Here is a 15633-nt window from a genome sequence, read left to right as displayed (position 1 = left end):
CCGTGCGCCCTCGTTGTGCCGGGCGAACAACCTTTCCTCCATCCGACCCCCTCAAAGCAACCTTTAAATGCCAGAATCTCTTTACTAGATCGTTTTGGAGATCACGATGCTTCGCGTATTTGAACAACGGCTCGACCCTTTTCCACCCGACGAGGCACCGCCACCACCTGACGGTCTGGCGCGGTTCCTGTGGGCCTGCACCCGGGGCGCCCGCGGTTATATTCTCGCGCTTGCGCTGCTCAGTGCCGCTGTATCGATTTACGAAGCCTGGCTGTTTTCTTTTCTCGGGCAGGTCGTGGACATGCTATCGATCTGGCAGGCAGGCGGCGATGCGGTCAGCCAGGAAAGTCGAGTGCTGTGGGGCATCGGCGTGGTGCTGGTGACCAGCATTGGGCTGGTAGCGTTGCGCACGATGGTGCAGCACCAAATATTGGCGATCAACCTGCCGTTGCGGCTGCGCTGGGATTTTCATCGGCTGATGCTGCGACAAAGCCTTTCGTTTTTTTCCGATGAATTCTCCGGCCGGGTCACCACCAAGGTGATGCAGACGGCGCTGTCGGTGCGCGAGGTGCTATTCACCATTATCGAGATCGCTCCGGGGATCGGGGTGTACTTCATCGCGATCATCGCGCTGGCCGGCGGCTTCGATCTGAAGCTGATGCTGCCTTTCATTGCCTGGGTGGCGTTGTTCGGTCTTGCCATGCGCTACTTCGTGCCCCGCCTTGAGAAAGTAGGGCAAGAGCAGGCCCATGCGCGGTCATCAATGACCGGGCGTATCTCAGATGCCTACACCAACATCACCACGGTGAAGCTGTTCTCCCACTCCAAACGTGAAGCACACTTCGCGCGCGCAGCCATGGAGGATTTCAAGCAAACCGGTTTTCGCCAGATGCGCCTGGTCAGCCAATTCGAAATCGTCAATCAGGTACTGGTGGTCGGGTTGATCATGGGGGCCGGCGGTTATGCCCTATGGCTATGGCACCAAGGCGAAGTGGGCGCGGGTGCCGTGGCGGCGATTACTGCCATGGCGTTGCGCATCAATGGCATGTCGCACTGGATCATGTGGCAAATGACCTCGCTGTTCGAGAGCATCGGCACCGTGCAGGATGGTATGGCGACCCTGGCCCGTGGCCCCAAGGTGCAGGATGCGCCAGACGCTGGCGAGCTGGTCACCACTGGCGGCGCGGTGACCTTCGACAATGTGAGCTTCAATTATAACGGCGAACGCCAGGTGCTCGACGGCCTGAGCCTGAGCATTCGCCCGGGCGAAAAGATCGGGCTGGTGGGCCGCTCCGGTGCCGGTAAATCCACGCTGATCAACCTGCTGCTGCGCTTTTACGACGTGGACAAGGGAGAGATTCGCATCGACGGGCAGAACATCGCGCACGTCACCCAAGACAGTCTGCGCAGCGCCATCGGGATGGTCACTCAGGATACTTCCCTGTTGCACCGCTCCATTCGCGACAACATCGCCTATGGGCGCCCCGACGCCACCGATGAGCAAATCCGCAGCGCCGCGGCAAGTGCCCAAGCCGATGGGTTCATCAGCCAACTGAGCGACAAGCAAGGCCACAGCGGCTACGACACCTTGGTGGGCGAGCGGGGTATCAAGCTTTCGGGCGGTCAGCGTCAACGCGTTGCGATTGCCCGGGTGATGCTCAAAAATGCCCCGATCCTGCTGCTTGACGAGGCCACCAGCGCGCTGGATTCAGAGGTCGAAGTAGCCATCCAGGAAAGCCTCGATGAAATGATGCAGGGCAAGACCGTGATCGCCATCGCCCATCGGCTGTCCACGATTGCAGCGATGGACAGGCTCATTGTCATGGATGATGGACGCATCATCGAACAAGGCACCCACGCCGAATTGCTCGGGAAAAACGGCACCTATGCGCGACTGTGGCATCACCAGAGTGGCGGATTTCTGGGGGAGGATCAGGGCGTGGCTGAGGCTGTGGAGTAGGCATGAGGAGCAACAGTCTGGAGCGATCACTGTTCGGGCTGGCCATTGAGATATCTTGTCGATCCGCCAAACATTCCAGGGAAGCCAATGCTCAGTTCACTCATATCAAATGGTCAACCACGAACGCCTGACCGATCAGAACTGATGGTCCCCTGGTGGAGTTTTACCAAAACAGTCCTGGCCGCGACGGCTCTGTCGTTGGTGCGTGATGGGCTGATTGGGTTGGACGACCCCATTGCTGATCAGCCGTTCACGCTACGCCAGCTGCTGCGGCATGAGGCGGGTCTCGCTGATTATGGCGAGCTTGCGGAATATCACGCCGCCGTTACGAACAATGAATCCGCCTGGTCGGCCGATGAAATGATGCAACGCCTTGACGGTGCTCGACTTCGATACACCCCCGGCACCGCTTGGCGCTACTCGAATGTGGGCTACTTGCTCATCGGCAGGCTTATTGAACAGCTGACTGATCTGACGCTTGATGATGCAGTGAGTCAACGCGCACTAACCCCTCTGGGCCTGTCGAACGTTCGCTTCGCTAAAACGCGAGCAGACCTACGAACGACCCATCTTGGAAGTGCCTCAAATTATGACCCCGCCTGGGTCTATCATGGCTTGCTGATCGGCCCGGTTTCGCAAGCAGCGCTATTGCTGGATCGACTCCTTTCTGCCGATCTTCTCTCCAAGGACTTGCTCCAGCAAATGCAGGCAGCTCGAGCATTGGGCGGCCCGATTCCCGGACGCCCATGGATCACCCCGGGCTATGGCCTGGGTGTGATGCAGGGGGCGATTGACGGTGGGTTTTCCCTCTGCGGACACACAGGCGGCGGGCCTGGCAGTGTCATTGCCGTTTACCGTATCTGCGACGGCGGCGCATCGGTTTGTTGCGCCGCTTTTGAGAGGGGGGCCAGTCAAGGTGCGGTCGAAACCTTTGTTGTTGGACAGATGCTGCAAGTTCTGGGGCAGGGGGCTGAAGGCAGTTAAATGTTTTTGGCTTCGCTCTCGTGATTGGCCGAACGCCTGCCTGCGGCGTCAAGCCGTTACGTCGAAATCAGCGGCGCAAGCCATCTACTGACATTTTTTTGTAGTGCGCCTATTTGATTGTTACGGTGACTTTGCCTTTTGATCTGCCCTGCTCGACGTACCGCAGCGCCTCTGCGGTCGATGCAAAAGGGAAGGAACGATCGATGACCGGTTTGATGACGCCAGCCTCGATAAGCGAGGTGATTTTCTGCAGTTGTGTCCCGTTGGCACGCATAAACAAAAATGCATAGCTCACCCCATGTCTGCGGGCTTTTCTGCGAATACCGCTGCTCAGCAGGCGCATGATTTGCCCCAGCACCCAGGACAGGCCTTGCTCTTGGGCAAATTGCGCGGTCGGTGGCCCTGAAAGGGAAATGAGCTGTCCGCCAGGCTTGAGCACCTTGATCGATTTCTCCAGTACATCGGCGCCGAGACTGTTCAACACCACGTCGAAATCGCGCAATTCGTTTGCAAAATCCTGCTGTTTGTAATCGATGACCACATCCGCCCCGAGTGCTTTCACCCATTCGACATTCGCCGTGCTGGTGGTGGTCGCAACGAAGGCGCCGAGGTGTTTGGCGAGCTGAATAGCAAGCGTGCCGACGCCGCCGGATCCGGCATGAATCAACACCTTCTGGCCTTTTTTCACCTGGGCGGTCTCAACCAGCGCCTGCCAGGCCGTCAAACCCACCAAGGGGATGGCAGCCGCTTCGGCCATATCGAGATTCGAGGGTTTCAGCGCGAGCGCGTTTTCGTTCACGGCGATCAGTTCAGCAAACGTCCCGATCCGTGCCTCTGGAGGACGTGCATAGACTTCGTCTCCTGGCTTGAACCGCTTCACCGCCGAACCCGTGCGAACCACCACTCCGGCCAGGTCATTGCCCAACACCAATGGAAATGCGTAGGGCAGGATCAGTTTGAATTCCCCCGTTCTGATCTTCGAGTCCAGTGGGTTCACGCTCGTTGCATGCACCTGAACCAGAACGTCATGCACACCGACCGCAGGGTCGGGCACCTCGCCAATCATTCCGTTCTGCTTGCCGTAGCGGTCGATAAAAAATGCCTTCATGTTGCAGCTGCTCCTGGCGGTGGAATGAGAGTGGGGCGAGGTCGACCTGTCGACATGGATCAGCCTTGAGTCAGATAGCGCTGCGCCACAGCGGACTGCTTGATTTGCGAAAGCAGACCCTGACGCGCCGCTTGCAGGGCATCCCAACGCTCGCCTTCTTGCAGTGGAGGAATGGTCACCGGTTCGCGACGGTCGAAGCCCACCAGGGCGGCGTCGACCAGGTCACCCACTTCCATGATTTCGCTCAAGGTGTTGATGTCGATACCGGCGCGGTCCCAGATTTCTGTGCGAGTGGCGGCCGGCAGTACGGCTTGCACATAAACACCCTGAGGCGACAGTTCCAGGCTCAGTCCTTGGGACAGGAACAGTACGAACGCCTTGGTTGCACCATAGACCGACATGCCGAATTCGGGCGCCAGGCCCACCACCGAGCCGATGTTGATGATCGCGCCTTCACCTGCTTTGGCCAGGCGTGGCGCGATGGCGCTGGCGAGCCGCACCAGCGCAGTGGTGTTGAGGGCCACCAGTTGCGCAACGCTGTCGGTGCTTTGCTCGATGAAGGTGCCGGACTGTGCCGCGCCAGCATTGTTGACGAGGATGCCGATGCGCGCATCATCCCGCAGGCGCGCTTCGACGCTGTGCAGGTCGCCGAGTTGAGTCAGGTCGGCCTGAAGCACTTCAACGGTGACGTTGTGCTCGCCACGCAACTTTGCGGCGAGCGTTTCCAGGCGCAAGTGATCACGAGCGACCAGTACCAGATCATGCCCGCGTTGGGCGAAACGCTCGGCGTAAACCGCGCCAATGCCGGTGGAGGCGCCAGTGATGAGAACGGTAGGGCGAGTAGTCATGATGTCAGCTCTTTATCAGAAACGTGGGTTGGGATTGAGGCACGAGAAAAAATCAGGCTCGATCAGCCAGTGCCTGGGCCAAGGGTATAGGCGGTAAACAGATTCAGGTCGCTCATGGGGGTTGTTCCGTGTCCGTTGGTAACTGGTCAGGTCGCTGGAGATTATGATGATGATCGAAATCTAAGCTGTCAACGGTTTTGATTATGATCAACATCAATGTATGATCAGTCGATGAATTTCCAGCGGTAACGAGGTATCCAAACATGCGAGTGACCAAGGCCCAGGCCCAGGCAAATCGGGAGCACATCGTCGAAACAGCCTCAGTCGTATTTCGCGAGCGCGGTTTTGACGGGGTCGGCGTGGCCGACCTGATGGCCGCCGCCGGTTTCACCCATGGCGGTTTCTACAAACATTTCGGTTCGAAGGCTGACCTGATGGCCGAAGCCTCGGCGAAAAGTCTTGAGCAGTCACTGATCGGCGCCGAAGCATTGAGCGTGAAGGACTTCATTGATGTGTATGTGTCACGGGACCATCGCGACGGTCGCGCCACAGGCTGCACCATGGCGGCGTTGTGCGGTGACGCGGCACGTCAGTCGAGCGATTTGAAGTCGGCATTCGCTGAAGGCATCGAGCGCATGCTGCAAACACTCGGCGAAAAATACCCGACCGGGCCGGATGCGGCGCCGGGTGAGGCGAGGGAGAAAATGATCGACCTGCTGGCGCGCGCGGTCGGCGCGATCATGCTATCGCGCGCCTGTCCTGACGACTCGGCGCTGGCCGATGAAATTCTGGCGGTGTGTCATGCGCAAATGACTGCGTCACTATCTATTCGATCGTAGATTCAGACGTAGAAGAGATGGACGGATGCCTGCTTTCGGCCAGAAATAGACATTCATAAACGACCGTTTTCGGCCCAGAGTGTGTAAAAACGTCAGATTGAGTTTTCTGTATCGACGTCAGCAGCCCGTGCTTTCGTTTCGCAAACTGATCAACATCACGACGCTTCCAGAAGCAGTCAAAACGACTCAGCAGCCTCTTAAAGTCCTTTGGGCGGGGCAAAAAGAGCGGTTTTTACGCCGCTAACGCTTTCATCAAATCAGCGGTGCCGATGATTTTCATGACCCTTTTCAAATTGTAGGCGAGCACGTTCAGACTCATCTCTGCACTGACCCCGTTGAGCTTTCGCGTGAGGAAGTGCGTTGCACCCATCCATTGTTTGAGCGTCCCGAAGGGATGCTCAACAGTCCGTTTTCGGATCCGCATCATTTCCGGCGCGTTGCTCAGCCTGTTCTGCATTTCCTCCAGGACGGCTTCATGCTCCCAGCGTCGAACCCGCCGTTCCGTGCTCGGTGTGCACTGCGGTTTCATTGCGCAACCCCGGCATTTCGAACTCCAGTAACGGTGCAACGCCAGGCCTTTTTCAACGTTGGTATAGCGCCAGATCAGGGCCTCTCCAGCCGGGCAAATGTATTCGTTTTTTGCCGCGTCATAGATGAAGGCATCGTTATTGAAACGCCCGTCTGCTTTGGCTCCAGAGGTCATCGGCTTGGGCACATAGGCGGTGATGCCTGCATCGTGGCAAGCCAGGATTTCTTCGCTTTTGAAGTAACCTCGGTCAGCCACTACCGAAAGCGTTTCTGACGCCATCGCTTCGCGGGCCTGCTTGGCCATCGCGCTGAGTTGATCACGGTCGGAACCGACGTTGGTAACCTCATGGGCAACGATCAAATGGTGCTGGGTATCGACCGCTGTCTGCACGTTGTAACCGACGATTCCAGTGCCGCGCGTCATCATGGAACGGGCGTCGGGATCGGTCAGTGAGACCTGTTTATCCGTCGTTGAGCTGAGTTTCAATGACCTGTAACTCTTTCATCTGAGCTTTGAGCTTGTCGATTTTCTCTTGCAGACGGGCAGCCTTGGGCTGAGCGATCGAGGGTTCTTGCCGATCGGCTTCGTCGAGCGCAGTCAGGTACCGATTGATACCCGATTCAATTTCTTCCATCCGCCGCTTCAGCTTGGCGCTGGTGAAATTGCGATCGCGGTTGTTGACGGCCTTGAATTTACTGCCGTCGATGGCGACCAGATTTTCTCCGAACAGTCCCAGTTGCTGGCACAGCACCACGAATTGGCGGCAGACGCCTCGGATGGCTTTGCTGTTGTCTTTTCGGAAGTTGGCGATGGTCTTGAAATCGGGTATCAAACGCCCGGTCAGCCACATCAGCTCGACGTTGCGTTGGGCTTCTCGTTCAAGACGCCGGCTCGATGGAATGCGGTTTAGATAGCCGTAGATGTAGATCTTCAGCAGGATCGCGGGATGGTAAGCCGGCCGGCCAGTATCAGCCGGTATGGCGCCCTCGAAACCCAGTTTGACCAGGTCGAGTTCGTCGACAAAGACGTCGACTACGCGCACCGGATTGGTATCGCTGACGTAATCGTCGAGGCTCTCCGGAAGGAAGGTACCTTGGCCTCGATGTTCACCTTGGATAAAGCGCTTCATGGGCGGTCCCTGCGATGAAATCCTCAGAAATCATAGCAAGGGTTTGCGAAAGCGTTTTTACACACTCTGGACCCAAAGCAGCCCTTGATGTATGTGTGTTGTCGCCATATGTTATTGGCATTCATGGAGGAATCTGACTGATGGCACGCGTGGGATTGATACTGACACCCGGTTTTGCGGATTGGGAATACGCTTTCATTGCTGGAACTGCGTCTCCGTTTTACGGGATCGACGTCAGGTTTTTCGCTTCTGCTACGGGGCAGTTCCGCTCGCAGGGTGGATTGACTGTAACTGTCGATAGCAGTTTGCAACAATGTCTGGACTGGAAACCGGACGTTGTTGTCGTCATTGGAGGAATGATCTGGGAAAGTGCAGAAGCACCGGATATTCGAGACTTTCTTCATGCTAGTCGTTCAAGTGGAGCGACAATTGCCGGTATCTGTGGGGGAACGCTGGCACTTGCTAGGGCCGGGCTTCTCGACACGGTTCCTCATACCTCGAACAGCGCTGACTTCTTAAAACAAAATGCCGTAGGTTATGAAGGGCGTACGCTTTATCGAAATAGTCCGGTAGCTGTGGTTGCAGACCGCATCATAACTGCTCCAGGCCCTGCACCCGTTAGCTTCACCTGCGCAGTGTTCAAAGATGCCGGGCTATCTTCGGAGATCATTTCTCAGTTCAGGTCAATGTTGGCAGCGGAACATCGGTGATCGCTTCGTCATACAAAACAACCGATCCAGATGATGTGTTCGAGTGGCCACTCTTGGCTGCTCACTGTCAGTCATGGTTGCTAGGGGGGGCGGATTCCACGCCATCCGGACACTCAGCCCACGAACATCCGGACACTCGTTCCACGCTCATTCGGACAGGCAGTCGGGGCGCAGCGACGCAGGTTTGCATTGTTAGTCTGAAGTCCCTGCCGTCGTCAATTTCGTTGCGCGCCTGCGCATCGATTCGCCCTTAAGTTCGATCCGGTAAGCGTTGTGCACCAGCCGGTCGAGGATCGCATCGCCTAAGGTCGGATCACCGATCAGCGCATGCCATTTGTCCACCGGCATCTGGCTGGTCAAGCGCCTTGATCATGCCGTGCAGGCGCAGGGTTTGTAGCTTGTCGAGTGTCGGGTTGGGCAGCATGTTGGTGCTCCTTTTTCAGGTCAGTGGTAGTAGCCAGGGCCGCGCAGGTTGATGTGTTCTTCGGGCAATAACGGCAGGTTTTGCTGGGCCAGCGGTAGCCGTTCCAGTCCTTGGCGCAGGATCGATTCGAGGCTTTTGTAGCTGCACGCGCCCAGTGCCAGCGCACGCTGGCAAGCGGCTTCCAGCCGCTCTTCGCCGTGCTGTTTGCTCAGGCGCAGGATGCCCAGGCAGGCGCGGAAGCCATGCTGCGGGTGGGTTCGGCGTTCGAGGATGTAGGCGATGACGCCGGCCGTATTCGGGCCTGTCTGCTCTGCCCAGCGGATCAGTCGCTGCGGCGTCCACTCGGCATGTTCGCGGTGGCTCTTGGGCATGTGCTCGGTTTGAGTGGTGTGGCGGCCTTTATGTGGCGAGCGCAGATGGCTGGCCACGCGCTGGTTGGCGTGGAAGCACTCGACGGTCTGTGCGGTCAGGCGTACTTCGAGTTGGTGTTTCACCAGTTGGTACGGCACGGAGTAGTAATGGCCGTCGACCTCGACGTGGTAGTCGATGTGTACCCGCACTTTTTTCCATTCGGCGTAGACATAAGGATGCTCTGGCAGCGATTGCAGCGCGGGTTGGTCGATGGCCTCGAAGACCGACCGGCGTGAGCCGGGCAGCTTCTTGAAGGGCTTCTGATTGAGGCGATCCAGCAGCAGTCCGATGGCTGTGTTGAGTTCGCCCAGCGAGAAGAACTGGCGGTTGCGCAGCACCGCTAGGATCCAGCGCTCGACCACTTGCACGCCGACTTCGACCTTGGCTTTGTCCCGAGGCTTGCGAGATCTGGCAGGCAGCACGGCCACGCTGTAATGCTCGGCCAGGTCGCGGTAACTGGGGTTGATGTCGGGCTCGTAGCGATGCGCTTTGGTGACGCCGCTGCGCAGATTATCCGGTATCAGGATCTGCGATGTACCTTGGAATTACTCCATTTTTTTTGCTCTTGATACGCTCTGAAAACAAGTCCAGAATCAAGTCTTTTCCTTCTTCGGTAGGAAAATAAACCCCTTATATTTCAATGAGTCGGACGCCAGATACGAGTCTCGTTTCCCGCTCCAAGATTCAGAAAAAAGCCACTCAGATGAGTGGCTTTTTTTTACCTGAAATTTGTGTGCTGAGGCAGGATCAGGCATTGGAGCCGGTGCACGGGCACATCGTTGTGGCGCTGTTGAACAACGAACCTGTTTGCAAGCGGCTGTGCCTGCGGGGAAGGGAGGTGATTCTCCTGTCGGAGAACCCAAAGTACCCACCGAGGTACGTGCTCGAGGGGGCGAGTTGGTCATTTGTGGGGTAATCACCTGCAGCGTGCGCAGCCATGTCTAAAGTCCAGCCGGTGTTCGCCCTGATCGATTGCAACAGCTTCTACGCCAGTTGCGAACGTGTATTTCGTCCAGACCTGGCCCGGGTGCCCATCGTGGTGCTGAGCAACAACGATGGCTGTGTGATCGCCCGCAGTTACGATGCCAAGCCCTACGTGAAGATGGGGGAGCCGTACTTCCAGATCAAGCACAAGCTGCAAAAGCACGGCATTGTTCCGTTCTCATCGAACTCGCGCTTTATGGCGATATGAGTGAGCGGGTCATGACGCGCATTGAGTCGATGGTGCCGGCGGTTGAGGTTTACAGCATCAATGAAGCTTTTGCTGATCTGACTGGCATTGATGGTCTGGACGCGCTGGGTCGCAGGAGCTCCTGCCAGAGCATCAACCGCTTGCTCCAAGCTGCATTCTTTATCATCAATGTGGCCTGCCTAGCCTTGCTTGCCAAGTCCAACAACAGCGAAGCTGTCTGAAGCGGGCATAGGATATAGTTCCTTGCTCACGATGCCTTGAAGTGCCGGGCTGCAGATTCGGAGGTCTCTTACCTTTCGATGCCCGGAATTGTAATACGGTCTCCGCTATTCACCGCCCGCCACCATCCCACGGCTCGTAGCGCCAACCCGTTGGTTGCCAGATCATCTGGTGCGTCAATTCCAAGGCCTGCAGAAAATCAGGGTCGTGAGCACTCACGATGAGCGCGCCCCTGAATTGTCTGAGCAACTGCTCGACTGCTTCCAAGGCCGCGATGTCGAGATGGTTGTTCACTTCGTCGAGCAGCAATAGTTGCGTCTGTTCGGGGCCGCCTGCCAGCCAGGCGAGCGCTGCGCGCAGGCGCTCGCCACCACTGAGCCGACCGAATGGCGTAGCCATCTGCCGAGCGTCGAGCCCGGCGTTGGCGAAGACCTGGCGAAAGCGGCCCTCCTCGACAGTGCCCAGCTCATTGCGCAGTACCTGCTCGATACTGTGCTCGGGGTCGAAGGTTTCAGCGTGCTGGTCGATCAGGCGAGTGCGTAAGACATGCCGGGCGATGCCGCTGGCAGGCGCCAGTTGCCCGGCTATCACCTTCAGCAGGGTTGATTTTCCGCAGCCGTTCGGCCCGATCACCGCGACTCGCATCGGGCCGTGCAGGGTGAGATCGATGAAGCGGCTGTCGGAGGGACCGTAGGGGAGCTCGCAGTGTTCGAGCGTGACCATCTGGGTCGCATTGGCGACCAGGCCGGTAGGTGCGAGCAGTTGGCTTGAGCGTACCGGCTCGACGTTCGCACTGGCCTGGTCGACCCGCTCGCGCGCCATTTGGCTCAGGCGCGCCTGCTGGATGCGCTGATGGCCGCTGTGCTGTTCGGCGCGCTCTGCCTGCGCATTGGCGACGATGGCTGGGGTACCGGTGGCACGCGCCACCTTGCGACCATGACTGGCACTTTGCACCTCGCGCTGGCGGGCCATGGCGATCTGCTGCTCGACTCTGTCGCGTGCCGCGCGTGCCCTGACCAGTGCAGCCTGGGCGTTGTCCTGCTCGGCCTGGCGCTGCTCGCGATAGCTGCTGTAGCCGCCGCTGTATTGAACCAGAGCGTCGCTGCGAAGCTCGAGGATACGATCGGCATGTTCCAGCAGCGCCCGGTCGTGGGAGATGACAATGCGGGTTTCCTTGCTCTGGCGCAGCTCTTTGCTCAACTGCTCGCGGGCCTGGCGATCCAGATGGTTGGTGGGCTCGTCGAGTATCAATATCCGCGCTCCGCCAAGGCGCAGACCGGCGAGCATCAGGCGTACAGTCTCGCCTCCGCTCAAGGCCTCGCTCGCGCGATCAAGCGGCAGATGGGCCAGACCCAGGCGCGTCAGACAGGCATAGATATCGCCCGGCAGGTTCCAGCGGTCGTCGATCAGGTCGTACAGCGCCGGGTCGCAGGCGCCCGCCTCGACCTCGGCCAGGGCCTGCAAAGCGCTATGTACCCCCAGCAGGTCGGCAACGGTGCCGCTGATGGGCCCGAGCCATTGCGGCAAATAACCGACACTGCTATCACACTGGACGCTGCCTTCGCTCGCGGCTAGGCGACCCGCCATGATCTGCGCCAACATCGATTTGCCGCTACCATTGGGCCCGACGATGCCGGTGAACTGCCTGGAGAACGTTGCGTTGAGCCCCGAGAACAGCGGCCTGCCGTCTGGCAGGCGCAAGGTCAGGTTCTTGAGGATCAAGGTGGCGTTGTCGCTACTCATCTCGATCTTTTCCCGAACCCAGGATGACCCAGCTCAGGACCAGCGCACCCACGCTCAGCGAGGCCAGCAGCAGGTTGCCCCAGACGCCGATTACCCCGCCCAGCAACGCCGTGACGGCTGCGGCGCCGGCAGCCAGTGAAGCGGCGATGCCCAGTACCGTGCCACGCAGGCTTGCCTGCTCGCATGCCAGGGCATGCCCGATCAAGGCAGTGTAGGCCACCCCATAGGCGATCGCGGCAAGCGCACCGAAAACCAGGGCAAGCGAGTTGTCGAGCGTGGCCGCGAGCAGTGCGCAGCTTACCACCAGCGTGGGGATGGCAGCGCGTGCGATCCGTGGCGCTGGATACCGGGTTTGCAAGGCTCCGGCTACCCAGATGAAGGCGATGCACATGCCGATCCCGACCACTGTCAGCAGTAGGCTGATGCTGCCTACGGTCTGGCTCTGGCGCGCGAGCATCCAGGGCAGGTACTGGTAGAAGAGGTTCCAGCCAATTTGCAGCCAGAGCAGTGCAAGCAATGGTCTGCGCGTGGCTGGCGAGGTAAAACCGTTCAAGACCTGCCTGATCAGCGATGGGCCCGTTGTTGCCGCCGGAGCTGGGGTAGAGGGCAGCAAGAAGGCCATCAGCAGGCACAGCACGCTGAGCGTCAGCGCGACCTGCAAAGGCAGGAGCAGGCTTGCTCCCGGCGTATGACCTGCCAGCAGGATGCCGGTGAGCGCGGGACCGGCGAAAAAACCCGCAGTCATGGCAAACATTACCCAGCCAATGCGTTTCATTGCGCTGTCGGGGGTCTGGACCAACATGGCCTGTGCCACCGGGACGCTACCGGCGAAGGTGCCTCCCAGCAAGCGTCCGGCGATCAGCAAGCCCACGCTGCCCAGGCTCACCGCCCAAGTGCTCAGGGCATACCCGGCGACCGACCCTGCCACCGCAAGCAGAAGCGTTGGGCGCCGCCCGATGCGGTCTGAAAGCGCACCCAGCAGAGGCGCGCCCACCATCATCGCAAAGGCGTAGCCTGCCAACAGCACGCCGTAGAGCCAGGCGGTCCGAGCGGCAGTCGGTGTGCTGGTGAAAACCACCCCAGCAGGGTCGCCGGGGTCGAGCAGCATCGGTAGCATCGGCAGCAGCAATGCCGTGCCCAGGCCGTCGATGAAAATGATCAGCAGCAGGATCAAGGGCGTGGCCTTGGCAGTGGCGTGTGTCTGCGAGAGAACGGCGGTCATGGCTGGCTCCGTGCGAACAAGGTGCGAGTGGGCATGGTGTCCGGTGCGGCAATCTGGGTCATTCGCCGTAGGTCCTCAGGTAGCGGCCATCGAGAAAGCGTTGGCTCAGCGCCAGGTAATCGGCTCGCTCCGACTGCGCCATGGTTTCGAAGAACAACATCTCGCGGGTGATCAGCTCCACGCCGTGGCGTGACATGCGCGAGAGCGCGACCTCGTGATCCAGGACGCTGCGGGACGACACTGCGTCTACTACCACCGAAACCTGGTCACCGCGTGCGCGTAGCGCCAGTGCCGATTGCAGGATACACACGTGGGTTTCCACACCCGCGAAAATCCAGTGATTGCCGGGCGGAGCGGTACGGAAGATGTCGACCCCCCGTTCATCGAGCACATTGAAGTGGCATTTGGAGAGTGTCGTGCAAACACCCGCTGCCTTGCGTAGCCGTGCTGGCAGCGCGCCCAGCTTTTCATGGCAGACCAGAGCAACGGGCAGCTCGATTTCCTGGGCAAGTTCGGCCAGCCAGCAGCAATGCTCCAGCACGCGGCTGGCGTCCTGGATCATGGGCAGCAGATCGACTTGCATGTTGTTGATGATCAGGGTCGTTTTGCCATGGGCACGGGAAGGGATCGAAGATGTCATGCAAACCTCATTGCAAGTAATGGCGCATCACGCGCGGTGCAAGACGCTCGACGGCGCCCAGTTTTTCGGCGATGCGCAGCAGGCGCTGGTCCAGTTGGCGTATCAGTTTCCCGGACGCCGATTCCACGCCCATCAGGTCCTTGACCAGCTCGAACTGGATGCGCGCACTGGCATTGCTGCCTTGGTCCACCGACGCGCCGAAACGCTGGGCCAGCACCAGACCTGAGGTCAGGGCGCCTTCATGGCCGCCATAGGAGAAGTCGGTTCCGCAGTACCAGATTCGTTCACGGCCCTGGATTGCCCGTATCAGGGAGCGCCGATGCAGGTCGAGTGGTCGCAGCTTGGTTTTGATCGTAATAGGTGGCTGGATTCGACACAAAAATTGGCTCCTACGCAAATTTCAGGTCTGCTGAGTTGCCGAGTGCCAGCAATCCTAGAGCTCCACTTTGTTGTTCGCGGACTGCGTCAAAAACTCGGTGATCAGTGACGTAACCTGCTGTTGAATTACCTCGCGCGGGCGAGCATTGTCGCCATCCCCGCAAATGATCCCATCGCCAGGAATGTCCTCTTCGAGCAATGCCACTGCACCTGGTTTGCAAATCGGCAAGAAGCTGAAATGGCTGGCGTCACTGATCTCGACATAGCGGCTGGACGTTTGGGGCAGGCGTGTGGCCAGGTTGGCGGACTCCAACTGAGCAGGCAGTTCCACCGATGGTGCTCCGGCAGCGATAACTAGCACCGGCACCGGCAGTGCCGCAAGGCTCTCATCAGTCATCCCGCGCGAGAGTCCCAGGTCCAAAGAAACCACAGCGGTGACCCGTTGATCGCGCAAATCGCCGGCCAGACCAGCCTTTAATACCGGAGTACCCTCCGGGTTGATCTTTTGATAAATGGTGCAACTGGATAACTGCGGATGGAGTTCGCAGTCACGGGCAAATAGGGCTGGGTCGAAACGAGCGCCGGCGATCTCCATTGCAGTCCAGCCGCCTAGTGAATGGCCTATTACAGCAATTTGATGCTTTGTGGTCACGCCAAATTTTTCAGGTTGAGTGGTGACCGCCTCAATGGCCCGATGCAGGTCAATGGGCCGCTGCCATAACTGCGCGGCCGCTTGCGGGCTTCGATCATGGGTCGTGGTGCCGGGGTGGTTGACCGCTGCGACAATGTAACCTTTATGGGCCAATGCACTCGCCAACCAGTTCTGATTGTTCCAATTGCCTCTGAATCCATGGGAGAGCACCACCAATGGGTGCTCGCCAGCAGAGGGCGGCGCGTTGCGAACCGCAGAAGCACCGACAAACACCACATCGTCGCCGATCAACTGTGGGGTGGCGGTCGTTGTGCTGGGATACCAGACGACCATCTCCAGCGGACGCTCATTGCGTGGGTCCGGTAGGGTGTAGGATTGGAAGCCGACAGAGTTGACGTCAGCGAGAGCGCTGGTCGTCAGACACGTTAAAAGCAGGGCGCCGAGAGCTGTTTTCAATGGGTTGTCGTCCTTGATTTAGACAGGGATTCAGAACTTGGAACCCACCGATAGCGTGCATCACATCTCGCAAATTATAGAAATCCTGCGCCGTGAGCAGTTGAGTCTGCACCGACATTAAAGCCGATACTCCGCCTAACATGCATAGTTTTCGTTATCTGCATTGACCGGTCAGCAGGCGAGCTTTTG

The 15633-nt window shown here is 58.8% G+C and carries 11 protein-coding genes and 5 pseudogenes; 6 read left to right on the top strand and 10 right to left on the bottom strand.

What is annotated here, in order from left to right; translation table 11 throughout:
* Window positions 1-106 precede the first annotated feature (106 nt).
* Together PSH57_RS17375 and PSH57_RS17370 are read left to right on the top strand one after the other, a co-directional pair.
* Window positions 107-1960 (top strand): ABC transporter ATP-binding protein, encoded by a 1854-nt coding sequence (locus PSH57_RS17375; RefSeq protein WP_305384413.1) that lies wholly within the window; start codon window positions 107-109, stop codon window positions 1958-1960.
* 87 nt (window positions 1961-2047) lie between these two features.
* Window positions 2048-2944, top strand: a complete 897-nt coding sequence (locus PSH57_RS17370) for a serine hydrolase domain-containing protein (protein ID WP_305384411.1) — start codon at window positions 2048-2050, stop codon at window positions 2942-2944.
* Window positions 2945-3053: 109 nt separating this feature from the next.
* On the opposite strand, the gene PSH57_RS17365 is transcribed toward PSH57_RS17370, so the two are convergent.
* Together PSH57_RS17365 and PSH57_RS17360 are read right to left on the bottom strand one after the other, a co-directional pair.
* The gene (locus PSH57_RS17365) at window positions 3054-4052 is read right to left on the bottom strand and encodes an NADP-dependent oxidoreductase (RefSeq protein ID WP_305384409.1); all 999 of its coding nucleotides are present in this window, start codon (window positions 4050-4052) and stop codon (window positions 3054-3056) included.
* A gap of 59 nt (window positions 4053-4111) precedes the next feature.
* Window positions 4112-4900, bottom strand: coding sequence for an SDR family NAD(P)-dependent oxidoreductase (locus PSH57_RS17360; protein WP_305384407.1), 789 nt, complete (start codon window positions 4898-4900; stop codon window positions 4112-4114).
* A 263-nt stretch (window positions 4901-5163) separates the two neighbouring features.
* Here PSH57_RS17360 and PSH57_RS17355 point away from each other — a divergent pair, with 263 nt between their 5' ends.
* Window positions 5164-5739, top strand: coding sequence for a TetR/AcrR family transcriptional regulator (locus tag PSH57_RS17355; protein ID WP_305384405.1), 576 nt, complete (start codon window positions 5164-5166; stop codon window positions 5737-5739).
* A 232-nt stretch (window positions 5740-5971) separates the two neighbouring features.
* On the opposite strand, the pseudogene PSH57_RS17350 reads toward PSH57_RS17355, so the two are convergent.
* Window positions 5972-7397, bottom strand: a pseudogene (locus PSH57_RS17350) (IS1182 family transposase).
* 140 nt (window positions 7398-7537) lie between these two features.
* Between PSH57_RS17350 and PSH57_RS17345 the strand changes: the two are divergent.
* Window positions 7538-8107, top strand: coding sequence for a DJ-1/PfpI family protein (locus PSH57_RS17345; RefSeq protein ID WP_305384402.1), 570 nt, complete (start codon window positions 7538-7540; stop codon window positions 8105-8107).
* Between the two features lie 192 nt (window positions 8108-8299).
* Here the strand turns inward: PSH57_RS17345 and PSH57_RS17340 are convergent.
* Together PSH57_RS17340 and PSH57_RS17335 are read right to left on the bottom strand one after the other, a co-directional pair.
* Window positions 8300-8476: pseudogene (locus PSH57_RS17340) on the bottom strand (ATP-binding protein); the annotation flags it as partial.
* A 75-nt stretch (window positions 8477-8551) separates the two neighbouring features.
* Window positions 8552-9469 (bottom strand): annotated as a pseudogene (locus PSH57_RS17335) (Mu transposase domain-containing protein); the annotation flags it as partial.
* 218 nt (window positions 9470-9687) lie between these two features.
* Between PSH57_RS17335 and PSH57_RS17330 the strand changes: the two are divergent.
* Window positions 9688-9887, top strand: a pseudogene (locus tag PSH57_RS17330) (LexA family protein); the annotation flags it as partial.
* Window positions 9880-10262: pseudogene (locus tag PSH57_RS17325) on the top strand (Y-family DNA polymerase); the annotation flags it as partial. The pseudogenes PSH57_RS17330 and PSH57_RS17325, both read left to right, overlap by 8 nt.
* A 202-nt stretch (window positions 10263-10464) precedes the next feature.
* Here the strand turns inward: PSH57_RS17325 and PSH57_RS17320 are convergent.
* Genes PSH57_RS17320 through PSH57_RS17300 form a run of 5 tightly spaced genes read right to left on the bottom strand, consistent with a single transcriptional unit; the run spans window position 10465 to window position 15444 of the window.
* Window positions 10465-12096 (bottom strand): ATP-binding cassette domain-containing protein, encoded by a 1632-nt coding sequence (locus PSH57_RS17320; protein WP_305384400.1) that lies wholly within the window; start codon window positions 12094-12096, stop codon window positions 10465-10467.
* The gene (locus tag PSH57_RS17315) at window positions 12089-13318 is read right to left on the bottom strand and encodes an MFS transporter (RefSeq protein WP_305384398.1); all 1230 of its coding nucleotides are present in this window, start codon (window positions 13316-13318) and stop codon (window positions 12089-12091) included. The genes PSH57_RS17320 and PSH57_RS17315 overlap by 8 nt, the downstream gene beginning before the upstream one ends.
* A gap of 58 nt (window positions 13319-13376) precedes the next feature.
* Window positions 13377-13958: an isochorismatase family protein gene (locus PSH57_RS17310; RefSeq protein ID WP_305384397.1), complete on the bottom strand. Its 582-nt coding sequence runs from the start codon at window positions 13956-13958 to the stop codon at window positions 13377-13379.
* A gap of 7 nt (window positions 13959-13965) precedes the next feature.
* A complete protein-coding gene (locus PSH57_RS17305; RefSeq protein ID WP_305384396.1) occupies window positions 13966-14337 on the bottom strand; it encodes a hypothetical protein in 372 nt (123 codons plus the stop codon).
* 54 nt (window positions 14338-14391) lie between these two features.
* Window positions 14392-15444 (bottom strand): alpha/beta hydrolase family protein, encoded by a 1053-nt coding sequence (locus PSH57_RS17300; protein WP_305444694.1) that lies wholly within the window; start codon window positions 15442-15444, stop codon window positions 14392-14394.
* Window positions 15445-15633 lie beyond the last annotated feature (189 nt).

This window comes from Pseudomonas hefeiensis (assembly GCF_030687835.1).
GTDB lineage: Bacteria > Pseudomonadota > Gammaproteobacteria > Pseudomonadales > Pseudomonadaceae > Aquipseudomonas > Aquipseudomonas hefeiensis.
The sequence above is the reverse complement of the archived record's forward strand: the minus strand, read 5'-3'. Positions and strand labels throughout refer to the sequence as shown.

What these genes read in the sequence shown, in the direction of transcription:
- PSH57_RS17320 (WP_305384400.1), bottom strand. Translation starts at nt 12,096, where the DNA reads ATGAGTAGCGACAACGCCACCTTGATCCTCAAGAACCTGACCTTGCGC.
- PSH57_RS17355 (WP_305384405.1), top strand. Translation starts at nt 5,164, where the DNA reads ATGCGAGTGACCAAGGCCCAGGCCCAGGCAAATCGGGAGCACATCGTC.
- PSH57_RS17345 (WP_305384402.1), top strand. Translation starts at nt 7,538, where the DNA reads ATGGCACGCGTGGGATTGATACTGACACCCGGTTTTGCGGATTGGGAA.
- PSH57_RS17310 (WP_305384397.1), bottom strand. Translation starts at nt 13,958, where the DNA reads ATGACATCTTCGATCCCTTCCCGTGCCCATGGCAAAACGACCCTGATC.
- PSH57_RS17315 (WP_305384398.1), bottom strand. Translation starts at nt 13,318, where the DNA reads ATGACCGCCGTTCTCTCGCAGACACACGCCACTGCCAAGGCCACGCCC.
- PSH57_RS17360 (WP_305384407.1), bottom strand. Translation starts at nt 4,900, where the DNA reads ATGACTACTCGCCCTACCGTTCTCATCACTGGCGCCTCCACCGGCATT.
- PSH57_RS17370 (WP_305384411.1), top strand. Translation starts at nt 2,048, where the DNA reads ATGCTCAGTTCACTCATATCAAATGGTCAACCACGAACGCCTGACCGA.
- PSH57_RS17365 (WP_305384409.1), bottom strand. Translation starts at nt 4,052, where the DNA reads ATGAAGGCATTTTTTATCGACCGCTACGGCAAGCAGAACGGAATGATT.
- PSH57_RS17375 (WP_305384413.1), top strand. Translation starts at nt 107, where the DNA reads ATGCTTCGCGTATTTGAACAACGGCTCGACCCTTTTCCACCCGACGAG.